Origin of the sequence: Micromonospora sp. NPDC050784 (assembly GCF_044456765.1) — a bacterium.
In the GTDB taxonomy this organism is placed as follows: domain Bacteria; phylum Actinomycetota; class Actinomycetes; order Mycobacteriales; family Micromonosporaceae; genus Micromonospora; species Micromonospora foliorum.
This window is the reverse complement of sequence record NZ_JBITGG010000041.1, coordinates 4,629-17,145: the sequence shown is the minus strand read 5'-3', so window position 1 is coordinate 17,145 and position 12,517 is coordinate 4,629. Positions and strand designations below refer to the sequence as shown.

The following is a 12,517-nucleotide window of genomic DNA, read 5'->3' as shown; positions in this document are numbered from 1 at the left end:
CCCCGGTGCCACACACCTGGGGGTGGGGGGGGCCCCCCGGGGGTATAAATTGGCCGGGGGGGGGGGGCGCGGGGGGGGGGGGCGGGGGGGCGCCCCCCCCCCCGCCCCCCCCCCCCCGCCGCGGCCCGCTTGCGGGCCGCCTTGATCCTATAGAGCGGAATTCGGCAAGGCGGTGCGTCTGCGTCTACGACACGCGTCCGTAACCGTTCCATGACCGTCATTGCGGGCTGTCCTCTAGCCCGTCGTTGCCTTCCAGGTAATCTGCCCCATAACAGAGGGGCGGAGCGTGCATGAGTGAATCACGAAGTGTCCAAGTTATGAGGCCTTGGGAAGCGCACGTCCGAACCCTCTTGCAGCGGAGAAGCTCTCTTCGGCATCTGGCCATCACTCGTATAGCCAACGCTCAGCGAGGCGCCGGTAGGACCCTCTCAAGGTTTCACAGCTTTCGCCGGGCTTGGGATATTGTCGCGTTACCTTATGTTTTGCCCATCTTGGTGCCATTGGCGGCCCTCCTGATAGGCCTAGTCGAAGACAACGTGGACTTCGAGGCCGGCCTGCCGGCGCTCAGTGTCTTTCTGGACGGTAATGAAGCCAGGAATCTACTGGGACTTCTTTGGCAGGTAGAGGGCTCAATCCTCGCGCTTGTTACGGCCGTCGTGCTGTTTGCCTTCGAGGGATTGACCCGCTCCCGGCCGGCTGTGCCGATCTGGGAATATGCTGCGCGATCCGGCTTGGCGCAATATTTGATGCTCGGGGGTGCTGGCCTCTCATCTATCCCGGTAGTGTTGTTCTGGCCTGCCCCGCGGCCTCCCGTCGCCGCCACACACGTCGTTGCTTTGATTTCTATCGCCGGAATCGCGCTATTGCCTGCCCTCGTCTACGGAGCAATGAGAATTATCGACGCGTCTTGGCTGCGGGAACAGCGTCTAAGCGAAGTGGAAGCAACAGTGGCCTCCTTAGTGAGGGAGGAGGCGATCGAAAGAGTGGCGCTTGGCGAGTTGCAAAACTGGGCGAAGAATGCAGGGGTGGATGTCCAGACAGTATTCACCCATAGTGTTGGTCCTGCCCAGCAGAAGGCGGCATCGCGGGGATCGGTCTTCGATATCAATCTCAGTCGCCTCCGATCGGTTGCAAAACAGAGCGACGCAAAGCTGGTGGTCCTTGCTCGGGTCGGTGATCAAGTATGGAAGGACTCTCCGCTAATTGCAACGCGTTCACCTGACCCTGTGCAGTTGAAGCGGCCCATATACACTCTGACGACAGATGATCGGCAGTCCAGAATTAACCGGCTGCTGACCCAGTTGAAGGAAGAGGGCGTTGAAGCACTACGGTCTGAGTCGAGTGCTGGGCTTGCCGCAGTTGTCGACTCATACACCGAGCTGTGGCTTGCCTGGCCACGCGCATGGGCGGCCTACGGTCAACGCCTGGAGAATAATTTCCTCGACCAACTTAACCTGTTCCGCTTTACGCCAATAGATGAGTTGCGGCACGATATCTGGGGACTCTTGGACGCGGCGTTCGGCCGTGACCTCCGAGAGCAGACCCTCGCGCTTGCAGGCATCCCGTACAGGGTAGGAAGCGAGGCCATAGCTTTAGACGCCCCTGATATCTTGAAGGGAGCCTCGCGGCTAGCGACATCCTCGCTGCGCTTTCCGAAAGATCCAAAGTCCGACCTGCAGGAGTTGCTCAACAGCAAAGTCTGCAGGCATCAGGTCGACCTGTGCAGCTTGACGTCAGGGATCCGCCTGGAGGACAGCACAGTCGACATTAGGCAGAAGCGGCAAGCGGCGGAGGCGATAGAGATTTTGCTCCGGTCCGTTGCCGAATGCCTGAAGATTCTCTTCGACAATCGGTCAGAAAAACTGTTCCACGAGGTTGACAAGGAATTCTCGAAGCTCTTTCGGGATTGGAACATCGACCTTGACGAAGTGATCGCTCGTCAAGCTTTGGCCGACCCGGGCGTTGCCACGAGTCTGTCCGTCGAGCGCGATGAGGCGCTGGCCTCCCTGGAGCTGAACGAGCTACGAGCCAGCCTCATCCGGCTCAGAGACTCCCTGCGCATTGCAGTCTTAGGCTGGGGACTGCATGTAGGGACCAAGGCGACTTTGGACGCAGATACCCATGCATTGCTATTGGGCATTGCGCGTAGCTTTACGGACACAGAGGATGCCGTTGCTGCCGTGGGCCTGGCGCTAGAGCACAGGAAAGGCCCGATGGCGGACTGGGTGCTGTCATCTCTGCCGACGGGCGACGTACATTCGATCGATGACGCGGGGCCGGTATTGCGTGCGCTGGGGTTGATACTTCTCGTGGCGAACCCTGGCGTGATCAGTCCGGCTGAATGGATGATCGAAGAACGCGTCGATCGGCTGAAGGGGTTCGTGGCTGAACTCTCCGAAGGTTCAATTATGTCCTCAGCTGGTATTGACGGGCAGGAGGCTTCACTCAGGGCGGAGCGGCTGGCGGCGGCGATTGATGAGGCCCGCGCCGAGCAGGTGAGGATTGAGCGGGAAGACCTCATCCGCCAACCGCTAGATCCGGCGAAGGTTGCAACATTCAGGCAGGAGGTTCTGAAGGCATGGAGGGAGCAGAGCGTCTTGGCGGAGCTGCTCGCCCTGTGCGGAACAAGCACGGCCCGGATACCGAGTGAGCAGTGGGGGCGTCAACGCTTTGGCTTCGAGCCGAAGCTGCTAGCCAAAGGATTATTCGTCTCGCCTACCAATTGGGTTGGGCTTGAGCATAGTGCCAGGGATCTCGGGGCGGGACTCGCGCGTGGCGAGTTCGGGGCAGTTGCGGCAAATATCCGCAAGAAGTCTCGAAAAATCAGAGGTAAAGGAAATCCGAGAGAGAGGCTACAGCAGGCCATTGAGGCGCTGGTTCGCGATGAGTATCGACCCTCGTTAGTTATTATTCCGGCCAGTTATCGGATTGCTAGGGACTTGGGTTTGCCTGCCCGGTGGCAGAGAATGAACCGGGACCGCCTCGGGAAGTATGCTGCCGGTGATCTTTTTGGTTTGCCGGCGGTGGAATCTCGTGGGGTTGACCAGTCTCGGTTCTACGTCGTCGACTTGGCGAGGTTCCTTAGGGTCGAGGAGGCATCCGTCGACTCTGGTGAGCCTCGTGAGCCTCTCTGCGAGATCGAGGGCATTGACCAGGCCCGGGCCGAGAAGATTTTGCGGTCCTGGAAAAGAACCTCTCCTAACGTGGGAGCAGACGAGAAAGACTTGCAGACGAGGGTAGGAGTCGTGGTTCAGCGGGAGGTTCGATTCCTCGTGACGGATCCCCATGCTGCGCGGTCAGTCTCGGTCTACCCGGTTAGCAGAGACAAGAGCGGGGGAGGGAGCGGGGGAGGGGTCTAGACCAAGCCTACCCATGCGGCCGACCTAGGCCTAGACTCTCGCTGTATGCACGGATGCATTCGGAGGTTGTCGCAATGCCTGCATCCGCGTACAGAGAACGGGTGGCGGCTGAACTGAAGCGCCTCCGAGAGAGTTTGGGTGTGCCTGGTGAGGAGGTGGCGACTGCCTTGGGCTGGTCGCAGCCGAAGGTGTCAAGGATCGAGAACGGCCGGATCGCGGTGAGCACTCGAGACTTGGCCAGCCTGCTGCACTACTACGGCGTGCCCGAGGAGGTTCGTGCCGAGCTACTCGCGATGACGGCTGACGATGAGGGATTCGGTGGCGCATGGATCGTCCGGGCCGGTGGCGTGACTCGCCGCCAAGGTGAGGTCGCGGCGATCGAAACTCGCGTCCGCTCGATCCGCCAGTATTACCCGCTCATGGTGCCGGGGCAGTTGCAGTCTCCCGAATATGCTCTTGCCTACACCTACAGCGGCGGTTGGCCTAACCCGGAGGCGGTCGTTGCCCGGCGGATGAGCCGGCAAGCGCTGCTCCGCTCGGATGATGCCCCGGCGTACTCCGCGCTTCTGGACGCTCGCGCCTTCCTCGCCTGGCCCGGAAGTCGTGACGTGATCCTGTCACAGCTGGCGTATCTGCGTACGCGCGCCGAGCTGCCCAACGTGACGGTGCGGATCATTCCGCTGGGGGTGGACCGGACGGCCTCGGCGGTGGTGCCGTTCACGCTGTACGACTTCCGCGCCGAGTCCAGTCCCCGGGTCGTGTTCGTGGAGTCCCAGACGGCCGATCTCTACCTGTCGGCACCGGGCGACGTGGAGACCTATTCGGACGTCTTCGATGCGCTCGCCGCCGATGCCCTGTCGCCGGACGATTCCATAGAGCACCTTGCGTTACTGGCTCGTCACATTGAGGATCTAGAGGATCCTCGATCAACTGACGGGAGGCCGTAGTGAGTCCTGACTTCAGCCGGGCCAAGTGGCGCAAGAGTTCCGCCAGCGACAGCGGCGGGTGTGTTGAGGTCGCGTACGCCGACGGAGTTGGTGGAAGCTTGCCCGCGAGAAGGCGCTGACCGAATCACAGGTTTCATCGCCGCTCGTCCGACGGCCATACGACCTGCGGCACGCGGCGGCCTCGCTCTGGCTGAATGCAGGCGTCCCGCCGACTGAGGTCGCCCGGCGCCTGGGCCACGGCGTCGCCGTCCTGCTCCGCGTCTACGCCAACTGCATCGACGGCGGAGACGACACCATGAACGACAAAATCGGCGAGGCTCTCGGCTGATGGCGGAACTGAGGAGGGTGCAGACCGGGGAAAAGGTGAGCCATAGGCTAACGCGATGTTGGCGGAGCGTGGAGTGATCGATCTGGACGAAGATAGTCGCCAGCCGGCGGTGGACAGCCCTGACCGCCTTATGCGCAGGTCAAAGATGGTCGTTCGGCTGGTCGCTGTCTTCCTGGTCGGTGCTGTGTTTGGTGGTGTCGGTGTCAACGAGCTGCGAGACTCGCAGGAAGAGCGGGAGCGGACCGCTTCGGTATCACTCGTCGCAATCCCTGTGTCGGCAGGAAGCGGCGGCGGGGACGTCAAAGGTATTTTCCAGATGGATGGGCAGCTGGCGGTGATCAACACTGGCCCTGCGCCGATCACAGTTGTTGCGGTTGCCGGGGAACGACCGGGCGTTTTGGTGCGTGGCACCGGAAAGTCCGTGTTGCTACGTCCCGGCGGTACCGGCTGGGTCGAAGTCAAGCTGAACCTCGAATGTGCGACTGCGTTCGGGAGTGAGCATTTGTCGATGCGACTGTCGGTCGAGACCGCCGACCGGCAGGCGAGAGAGGTCACCTATCCCGTCGCTGTGGCGGGGAGCGTCTGGCACCTTGGTGCCGAACGACCATGCGAGCACCTCCTTCGAGACGGTCAATAGTGACGGCAGGTGGACAGCGTCGGGCGTGGGCGGATAGTGGGCACTGGCATGCGAGCGCGGCAGTGCCGACGTCCAGCGCGCGGCCGTGCCGGCAGAGGACGCCGCGCGGGGACTGGTCCGCCGAGAACTGCCAGCCGATCACCCAGCCGCGGTCGTTGAGGGCGTACGTGTTGCTGCGGTTGAAGGGGCCGGCACCGAAGTCGGTGACCGGCCGCTGTGCCACCGGGTTGCGTGGAAGCCGTCCGGTGGAATGAACACCCCACCCGAGATCTGGCCGTGCCCGTTGACGTCGGACACGTCGCTGAGGGGCAAGGGCCGGGCGCGGCCGTTCGTCCACAGGACGGGGCCTGTGTCGGTGTGGCCGACGACCTGACCGCAGTTGTTGATTGCCACGGGCCGGGCGGACGGGTCCTCCAGCGGCCGTCGGACGCCGTGGTGCCAGACGTATCCGCCGGAGCCGTCCTCGGGGTAGGCGGCGACCTGGCCGTTGTCGTTGACATCGGTCGGGGTGAAGGGGCCGAGATCGTCATCCGGCTCTGGCGCCAGAGGAATCCGCGATAGGAGCCGTTGGCGGCTTGGGCGCGTCCGACTACGTCACCGCGGTCGTTTATGGCAATGGCGAAGTTGTTGTCGCCGCCGTGGGTGCCGAGGTCCACCATGCGATAGCCGGCACGGGGGAGGCGGTGGACGCGGTTGGTGCGGCCGTCAAGGCGGCCGCGAGCAGGGCGGCGCCGAGGATGGATGGCATGGGTCGAACACCAGCGGGCAGCCGTGTGGAGCTGGCCGATCCGTCGCGAAGGCTACAGAGTCTCGAACCATCCGCCGGTGGCGGTGATAATCGAGAGACTCCGATCCTATGGATCCGAGAGGATTGTTGTGTTCAACTGGTCACCGGTTGCGAACCGCCGACCGGCGCCAGTCGTCCTGGGGGAGTTCCGGTGGCGGAGAAGTTCCGGTGTCGCGCACGCTTGCCGGCTTTGGGTTCCAAGCGGGCTTTGCAACTGGAAGCGGCATCCATGACGTAGATCCAAATTGTGGCTATAACTTGAACATGCATCATCTGCGCGCCTCCTGGGGCGAGCCAACGACCTTGCTGGGCATCCGTCGTTGAAGCGTTCGGGCCGACTGGACGGGCCCGCGCTGCTCAGCCGTCCGACCGCTTTGCGGGCTGCCCCGGGTGTGGCACCATCGTGGAATCTTGCCTTCCCGACACCCCTGCCACGAGGAGCACGCGATGTCTGGTCAAAGGCTGGCCCGGCGGGTCGGCATGGTGTTCGCAGTTCTGGCTCTCGCCGTGATGGCTGGCGGGGCCTCTGGTTACGGGGAGTTCCAAGCCTTCGATTTCGTCTGGACGGCACCACTCCGCTAGGTCGGGCAGGCGGCATCAGCACCGTGATCGACGTTGTCGCCAGCTTCGTTCGCCGGCCGTGCATGGTTCTGTGGCAGTGACCGGTAAGGAGTGGTATGGCCGAGCGTCGGCCCGCATCGGGTGGCTCAGGGTCTCCTAGCCGCCCTGCCCAGTACGCCTGGTTCATCACCGGGCCGTTGGCGTTCGCGGCCGCAATCTTCTCGACGGCTATCGGGTTGGCCAGCCATGACCATTTCCGATCCTGGGGGCTCGCCGCCGTCCTGTTGGCCGTGATGGTGGTCGCCGGCCTACCGATGCTCAACTTTGTCATCGGGCGCCAGTCCTTCGGGTCGAGGCTGACCGAGATCCCACTCGTGTTGGCGTTCTTCTTCCTGCCGCCGTTGATGGTGGTCGCGGCGTACACGCTCTCGACGCTGATCACCCATCTGCGGTACCGGTTCGGCCTCGCGAAACTGGCCTTCAACGTCGCGAACGCCTCTGCCGCCGCATCGCTGGCCGGGCTCGTGCTGCTGGCGCTTCCGCCCATTCAGGGGGAGGTCGGGCCACGGACCTGGGCCGTGCTATTCGTCGCGGTCAGCACGATCCTCATCTCGACGTTGGCCGGTGTGGCCGGCGTCATCGCGATCATGCACGGCTGGCAGGCGGCACTGGGCGTGCTGCGCAACGCGTTGCCGCCCCTGCTGACCTCCGGTGTCAACATTGTCGTCGGGCTGGTCGTCCTGATCGCGGTGCGGACGACCTGGTGGTCGTCCGTGCTGATCGTCGTGCTCGCGGCCGCGCTCGCGAAGGTCTACCGGTCGTACGAGCAGTTCTTCCGTCAGCACCGGACGCTCGGCGACATGTACGAACTCACTCAGGCGATGACCGCCAACGGGCAGAGCGGCAACCTGGCTGACGTCCTCCTCGGTCGCATCCGGGGGCTCATGCAGGCCGAGTACGCGACGCTGTGGCTGCCCGCCCAGGGGCGTCACCCGGAGGTGATGCTGACCGCGCGGGTCGACGACGCCGGTCTCCTGGACACGTCGCCGACGCCGGTGGTCGTCCGCGAGGAGGCCCGCCGTCAGCGCCGCAGTCTGGCGATGGGTGTTCGCCTCGGGGACGAGGAGAGCCTGCGGGGTTCGCTGCGCGCCACCGGTGTGAAGGACATCATCGTGGTGCCGCTCTACTCGGGACAGGCGGTGATCGGCACGCTCGAGGTGGTCAACCGGCTCAGCGACGTCGGTCATTTCACGCCCGGCGACATCCCCGTCTTCGAGACGGTCGCCGCGCACGCGGCAGTGGCCCTGGAGAATTCGCGACTGGTCGACCGGCTCCGGCACGACGCACACCACGACACGTTGACCCGGCTGCCCAACCGGCGGCGGATCACCGGGGCGCTGGACGAGTCGGTCAAGATCCGCGCGCCGGGCGAGGTGGTGGCGCTGCTGCTCTTCGACGTCGACGGGCTACGCCAGGTCAACGAGTCCCTGGGTCACGCGGCCGGGGACAAGGTCCTCACCGAGGTCGCCAACCGGTTGCGGGCCAGCGCGCCGTCGTCGGCTCTGGTTGGCCGTGCCGGCGGAGACGAGTTCCTGGTGACCCTGCGGTTGGAGAGCGCTGAGGCCGCGCTCGAGTTGGCCGCCCAACTGCGTGACCAGATCCGCGACGAGATGGTCTTCGACGCGCTCACCCTCGACGTGAACACCGCCGTCGGGGTGGCCGTACACCCGGATCACGGCAGCGACGCGGCGACCCTGCTGCTGCGGGTCGACCTCGCCGCCACCGCGGCCAAGTCGGTGCCGGGCAGCGTGCAGCTGTTCAACCCCGCGCTGGAGTCTCGTTCACTGCGCCGACTGGGTCTCGCCGGTGACCTGCGCCAGGCACTGGACAAGGACGAGTTGGAGGTCTACTTCCAGCCGAAGGTGACTCTGCGGGACCGGCGCCTGGTCGGTGTCGAGTGTCTGGCCCGGTGGGAGCACCCGGCGCACGGCACGGTCGCTCCGGAGGACTTCGTGGCGGTGGCCGAGCACACCGGCCAGTTGAGTCGGCTCACCGAGGTGGTGCTCCGCGAGGGCCTTCGCCGCAGTCGGGACTGGGCGCTGGCCAACCAGCCGCTGCCCATCGCGGTCAACCTCTCGGCTCGTACGCTCATCGACCAGCACTTCCCGGACCGGGTCCAGGAGTTGCTGACCGAGTACAAGGTGCCGGCGCAGCGCCTCACCCTGGAGATCACCGAGTCGGGGGTGCTGGACGGCACGGACCGACCCATCCCCACCCTGCAGCGGCTGCGGGATCTCGGCGTACGGCTGTCGGTGGACGACTTCGGCACCGGCGACTCGTCCCTGGCGCACCTGCGGCGGCTGCCGGTGCACGAGGTGAAGGTGGACCGCTCCTTCGTGCAGGGCATGGCGACCGATCCGGGGGACCTGGCGATCGTCAACGCGGTGGTGACCCTCTCCCAGCAGTTCGGCCTGGCCGTGGTGGCCGAGGGGGTGGAGAGCGAGCTGACCCTGGAGCTTCTCCAGGACATCGGCTGTGAGATCGGGCAGGGCTTCCTGTTCAGCAGGCCGCTGCCGTACGAGCGGTTGGCTGCCTGGTTCGGCGCCCAGGTCGAGCCGGAGACGATCTCCAACGGGGAGCTGCCGCGCCTCCGTGTCGTGCCCTGAGCAGGGTGCGGACGATCACCGGGGATCCGATTTCACCTGTCGAGCCGGGCCGTGTACTCTTACTCCTGCGCGCCCCACGGGGAGATCGCGCAGGCCCCCTTAGCTCAGTCGGCAGAGCGTCTCCATGGTAAGGAGAAGGTCTACGGTTCGATTCCGTAAGGGGGCTCGAGGGTTCAGCTGGACCCATCGCAGCGGTGTAGCTCAGATGGTAGAGCAAGCGGCTCATAATCGCTGTGTCGCCGGTTCAAGTCCGGCCACCGCTACTCTCGTCTTCCGGGCTCGTTGCCGGTGGTCGTAAGAAAATGGGCGCTTCTGGCGCCCACTTTGCATGTCCGCGCTGTCAGCGTCTAGGCTGGCGCGTCGTAGTTGTTTCCGTTAGCGAGGAAGGCACTCCGCCGTGGCGAAGGCTACCGATGTCCGGCCGAAGATCACTTTGGCGTGTGTGGAGTGCAAGGAGCGCAACTACATCACGCGCAAGAACCGCCGCAACGACCCCGACCGCATCGAGCTGAAGAAGTTCTGCCCGCGCGACGGTCGGCACACGGTCCACCGCGAGACCCGCTGATCGCGGGCCGGCCTCGGGCCGGCCGCTGTCGAAGCTTTCCGATCGCCGATCTGACCGGTTTGGTGCGGCTCCGCCGCCGCCTCCCGATCAGGTCGGCGATTGGGCTTTCCGTGTAGGTTCGCGGCATGTCTCTGGACCCTTCCTTCGTCGGCCGGACCTATCCGCCGACCGCCCCCTATCAGGTGGGCCGAGAAAAGATCCGCGAGTTCGCCAGCGCCATCGGTGCCACCGACCCGGCCCACCACGACCCGCAGGCCGCGCAGGCGCTGGGCCACCCCGACGTGGTGGCCCCGCCGACCTTTCCGGTGATCGTGACGATGGCCGCGAGCCGCCAGATCATCGAGGACCCGGCCCTGGGTGTCGACTACAGCCGCCTGGTGCATGGCGACCAGCGGTTCGCCTACACCCGGCCGGTGTTCGCCGGCGACGAGCTGGTCTGCACCAACACCATCGAGGACGTCAGCACCCGGGGTGGGCACGGCTTCCTGACCACGCGTACCGACGTGAGCACCGTCGGCGGGGAACCCGTGGTCGCGGTCTGGGCCAGGTATGTCATTCGCGGGGAGGCCTGAGATGGACTTGCCAGCACAGACGTTCCGGGTGACCCGGGCGGACCTGATCCGTTACGCCGGCGCGTCGGGTGACTTCAACCCGATCCACTGGAGCGACCGGGTCGCTACCAAGGTGGGTCTCCCCGGGGTGATCGCCCACGGCATGTTCACCATGGCGTTGGTCGGCCGGGCGGTCACCGAGTGGGCCGGCTCGCCGGACGCGGTGGTCGAGTACGGCGTGCGTTTCACCCGGCCGGTGGTCGTCCCGGACGACGACCAGGGGACCGAGATCGAGGTGACCGCGCGGGTCCGTGAGGTGACCGAGGACGGTCTCACCCGACTCGAGGTGACCGCCACCTGCCTGGGTGAGAAGGTGTTGTCCCAGGCGCGGGCGACCATCAGGACGGCACGCTGAACCGAGCCCGCCACGCGTGGCGGAGAGACCGGTTGGGAAAGTCGGGCGGCTACCCGTACACTGGTCCGCCGTGGGGCAAGTGACCCCTGCACGGTCGTCTGTGGCCGCGTGGGGCGAGTGTTGCCGCATAGGGGTGTAGCTCAATTGGCAGAGCAGCGGTCTCCAAAACCGCAGGCTGCAGGTTCAAGTCCTGTCACCCCTGCGCCTCAGGCCTGACCGTTCCCGTGGGTCGCGCCGCCAGCTCGGCGGCGTCCGGCCCGTGGTGGTGGAATCGGCGGGGTGGCTCCGAGGCAATCGGGCCCTCCGGGTGATCCACCGGCCGCGGCCCGTCGCGGGACGGTTGGGTCCGGCCGGCGTGACCAGCGCCGCGTACGCCACTCGGCGTGCGACCTGAGATTCCGCGACGGAGGGCGAAGTGGCCGACAACAAGCGGCGCGACGACGACGGCGACGATCGTCTGGACGACGAGATCGTCGACGACGTAGCCGACGACGACGCCTCCGGCGCGGACGAGCCGGTTTCCCGGGGAGGCACCGCCACGCGGTCCCGTGCCCGGGCGGAGTCGGCGGACAGCCGACCGACCACGCGGTCGGAAACGGGTCGGGTAGGCGTCTTCGGCCGCATCGCCCGGTTTTTCCGCGAGGTCGTAGCCGAACTGCGTAAGGTCATCTGGCCGACCCGCAAGGAGTTGCTGACCTACACCGCCGTGGTGGTGGCGTTCGTCGCGGTGATGCTGACGATCGTGGGTGTGCTGGACTTCGGCTTCGCCAAGGTCGTGTTGTTTGTCTTTGGCAACTCGGACTGACCGGCTGCCTCCAGCCATAGTGACGGAAGTGAGCGAGCGTGCCTGAGTACGACGAGACCGCCGGACCGGTGGACGAGCAGTCCACGGTCGCGACGGCGGCTGGTGACGAGTCGGTTGAGGCCGCCAGCGAGCCGGAGTTCCCAACGACCGAGCCCGCACCGGACGAGGACTACGACCCCGTCGCGGAGCTGAGGCAGAAGCTGCGCTACGCGCCGGGTGACTGGTACGTGGTGCACTCGTACGCCGGCTACGAGAACAAGGTCAAGACCAACCTCGAGACCCGGATCACGAGCCTCGACATGGAGGACTTCATCTACCAGGTCGAGGTGCCGACCCGGGAAGAGGTCGAGGTCAAGAACGGTAAGCGTTCCCAGATCCAGGCCAAGGTCTTCCCGGGCTACATCCTGGTCCGGATGGAGTTGACCGCCGAGTCCTACTCCTGTGTCCGGAACACCCCGGGTGTGACCGGCTTCGTCGGCGCGACCGACCGGGCCGACCGGCCCGCTCCGCTCTCGCTCGACGAGGTGCTGAAGTGGCTGGCGCCGGCTGTCGAGACCGAGCAGAAGAAGGCGAAGCCGGAGATCAAGGTCCTCGACTTCGAGGTGGGCGACTCCGTCACCGTCACCGACGGCGCGTTCGCGTCGCTGCCGGCCACGATCAGCGAGATCAACGCCGACCAGCAGAAGCTCAAGGTGCTGGTGTCGATCTTCGGTCGCGAGACTCCGGTGGAGCTCAACTTCAACCAGGTCGCCAAGATCTGATTGGGTCGTGGGGGGCGGGGCCCGCCCCCCGCCCCCCCCCCGCGGGGGGGGCCCCCCCCCCGCCCCCGCGCCCGGGGGGGGGGGGCGGCGCCGGCCGGGGGTATTAAAAGCCTGGGACACACCCCCACCCGCGCC

The 12,517-nt window shown here is 65.6% G+C and carries 11 protein-coding genes and 3 tRNA genes; 13 read left to right on the top strand and 1 reads right to left on the bottom strand.

What is annotated here, in order from left to right; translation table 11 throughout:
* The first annotated feature begins 500 nt into the window (after positions 1 to 500).
* The 4 genes from ACIBD9_RS32080 to ACIBD9_RS32065 all read left to right on the top strand — a co-directional run bounded on the left by ACIBD9_RS32080 (position 501) and on the right by ACIBD9_RS32065 (position 5,271).
* On the top strand, positions 501 to 3,359 hold the full coding sequence (locus ACIBD9_RS32080) for a hypothetical protein (RefSeq protein ID WP_396723278.1): 2,859 nt from the start codon (positions 501 to 503) through the stop codon (positions 3,357 to 3,359).
* Between the two features lie 101 nt (positions 3,360 to 3,460).
* Positions 3,461 to 4,306: a helix-turn-helix domain-containing protein gene (locus tag ACIBD9_RS32075; RefSeq protein WP_396723276.1), complete on the top strand. Its 846-nt coding sequence runs from the start codon at positions 3,461 to 3,463 to the stop codon at positions 4,304 to 4,306.
* Complete coding sequence (locus tag ACIBD9_RS32070; RefSeq protein WP_396723274.1) at positions 4,306 to 4,425, top strand: DUF397 domain-containing protein; 120 nt, start codon at positions 4,306 to 4,308, stop codon at positions 4,423 to 4,425. Before ACIBD9_RS32075 ends, ACIBD9_RS32070 begins: the two co-directional genes overlap by 1 nt.
* Positions 4,426 to 4,707: 282 nt before the next feature.
* A complete protein-coding gene (locus ACIBD9_RS32065) occupies positions 4,708 to 5,271 on the top strand; it encodes a hypothetical protein (protein ID WP_396723272.1) in 564 nt (187 codons plus the stop codon).
* On the opposite strand, the gene ACIBD9_RS32060 is transcribed toward ACIBD9_RS32065, so the two are convergent.
* Positions 5,265 to 5,930, bottom strand: a complete 666-nt coding sequence (locus ACIBD9_RS32060) for a hypothetical protein (RefSeq protein ID WP_396723270.1) — start codon at positions 5,928 to 5,930, stop codon at positions 5,265 to 5,267. The genes ACIBD9_RS32065 and ACIBD9_RS32060 overlap by 7 nt on opposite strands.
* Before the next feature lie 805 nt (positions 5,931 to 6,735).
* Here ACIBD9_RS32060 and ACIBD9_RS32055 point away from each other — a divergent pair.
* From ACIBD9_RS32055 to nusG, 9 genes are all read left to right on the top strand, one after another.
* Positions 6,736 to 9,285 (top strand): putative bifunctional diguanylate cyclase/phosphodiesterase, encoded by a 2,550-nt coding sequence (locus tag ACIBD9_RS32055; protein ID WP_387174429.1) that lies wholly within the window; start codon positions 6,736 to 6,738, stop codon positions 9,283 to 9,285.
* A 93-nt stretch (positions 9,286 to 9,378) separates the two neighbouring features.
* Positions 9,379 to 9,451 (top strand) — tRNA-Thr (locus ACIBD9_RS32050).
* 24 nt (positions 9,452 to 9,475) lie between these two features.
* Positions 9,476 to 9,548: transfer RNA gene (locus ACIBD9_RS32045), tRNA-Met, on the top strand.
* A 134-nt stretch (positions 9,549 to 9,682) separates the two neighbouring features.
* Positions 9,683 to 9,850: a 50S ribosomal protein L33 gene (gene rpmG / locus ACIBD9_RS32040; RefSeq protein WP_007073056.1), complete on the top strand. Its 168-nt coding sequence runs from the start codon at positions 9,683 to 9,685 to the stop codon at positions 9,848 to 9,850.
* 125 nt (positions 9,851 to 9,975) lie between these two features.
* The gene (locus ACIBD9_RS32035; protein WP_396723268.1) at positions 9,976 to 10,422 is read left to right on the top strand and encodes a MaoC family dehydratase N-terminal domain-containing protein; all 447 of its coding nucleotides are present in this window, start codon (positions 9,976 to 9,978) and stop codon (positions 10,420 to 10,422) included.
* Between the two features lies 1 nt (position 10,423).
* Positions 10,424 to 10,816 (top strand): MaoC family dehydratase, encoded by a 393-nt coding sequence (locus tag ACIBD9_RS32030; RefSeq protein ID WP_396723266.1) that lies wholly within the window; start codon positions 10,424 to 10,426, stop codon positions 10,814 to 10,816.
* A gap of 129 nt (positions 10,817 to 10,945) precedes the next feature.
* Positions 10,946 to 11,018, top strand: a tRNA-Trp gene (locus tag ACIBD9_RS32025).
* 213 nt (positions 11,019 to 11,231) lie between these two features.
* On the top strand, positions 11,232 to 11,621 hold the full coding sequence (gene secE, locus ACIBD9_RS32020) for a preprotein translocase subunit SecE (RefSeq protein ID WP_030329860.1): 390 nt from the start codon (positions 11,232 to 11,234) through the stop codon (positions 11,619 to 11,621).
* Positions 11,622 to 11,659: 38 nt separating this feature from the next.
* Positions 11,660 to 12,382 carry a transcription termination/antitermination protein NusG gene (nusG, locus tag ACIBD9_RS32015; RefSeq protein WP_112584800.1) on the top strand — a complete coding sequence of 241 codons (723 nt, stop codon included), beginning with the start codon at positions 11,660 to 11,662 and terminating at the stop codon, positions 12,380 to 12,382.
* Positions 12,383 to 12,517: the final 135 nt, after the last annotated feature.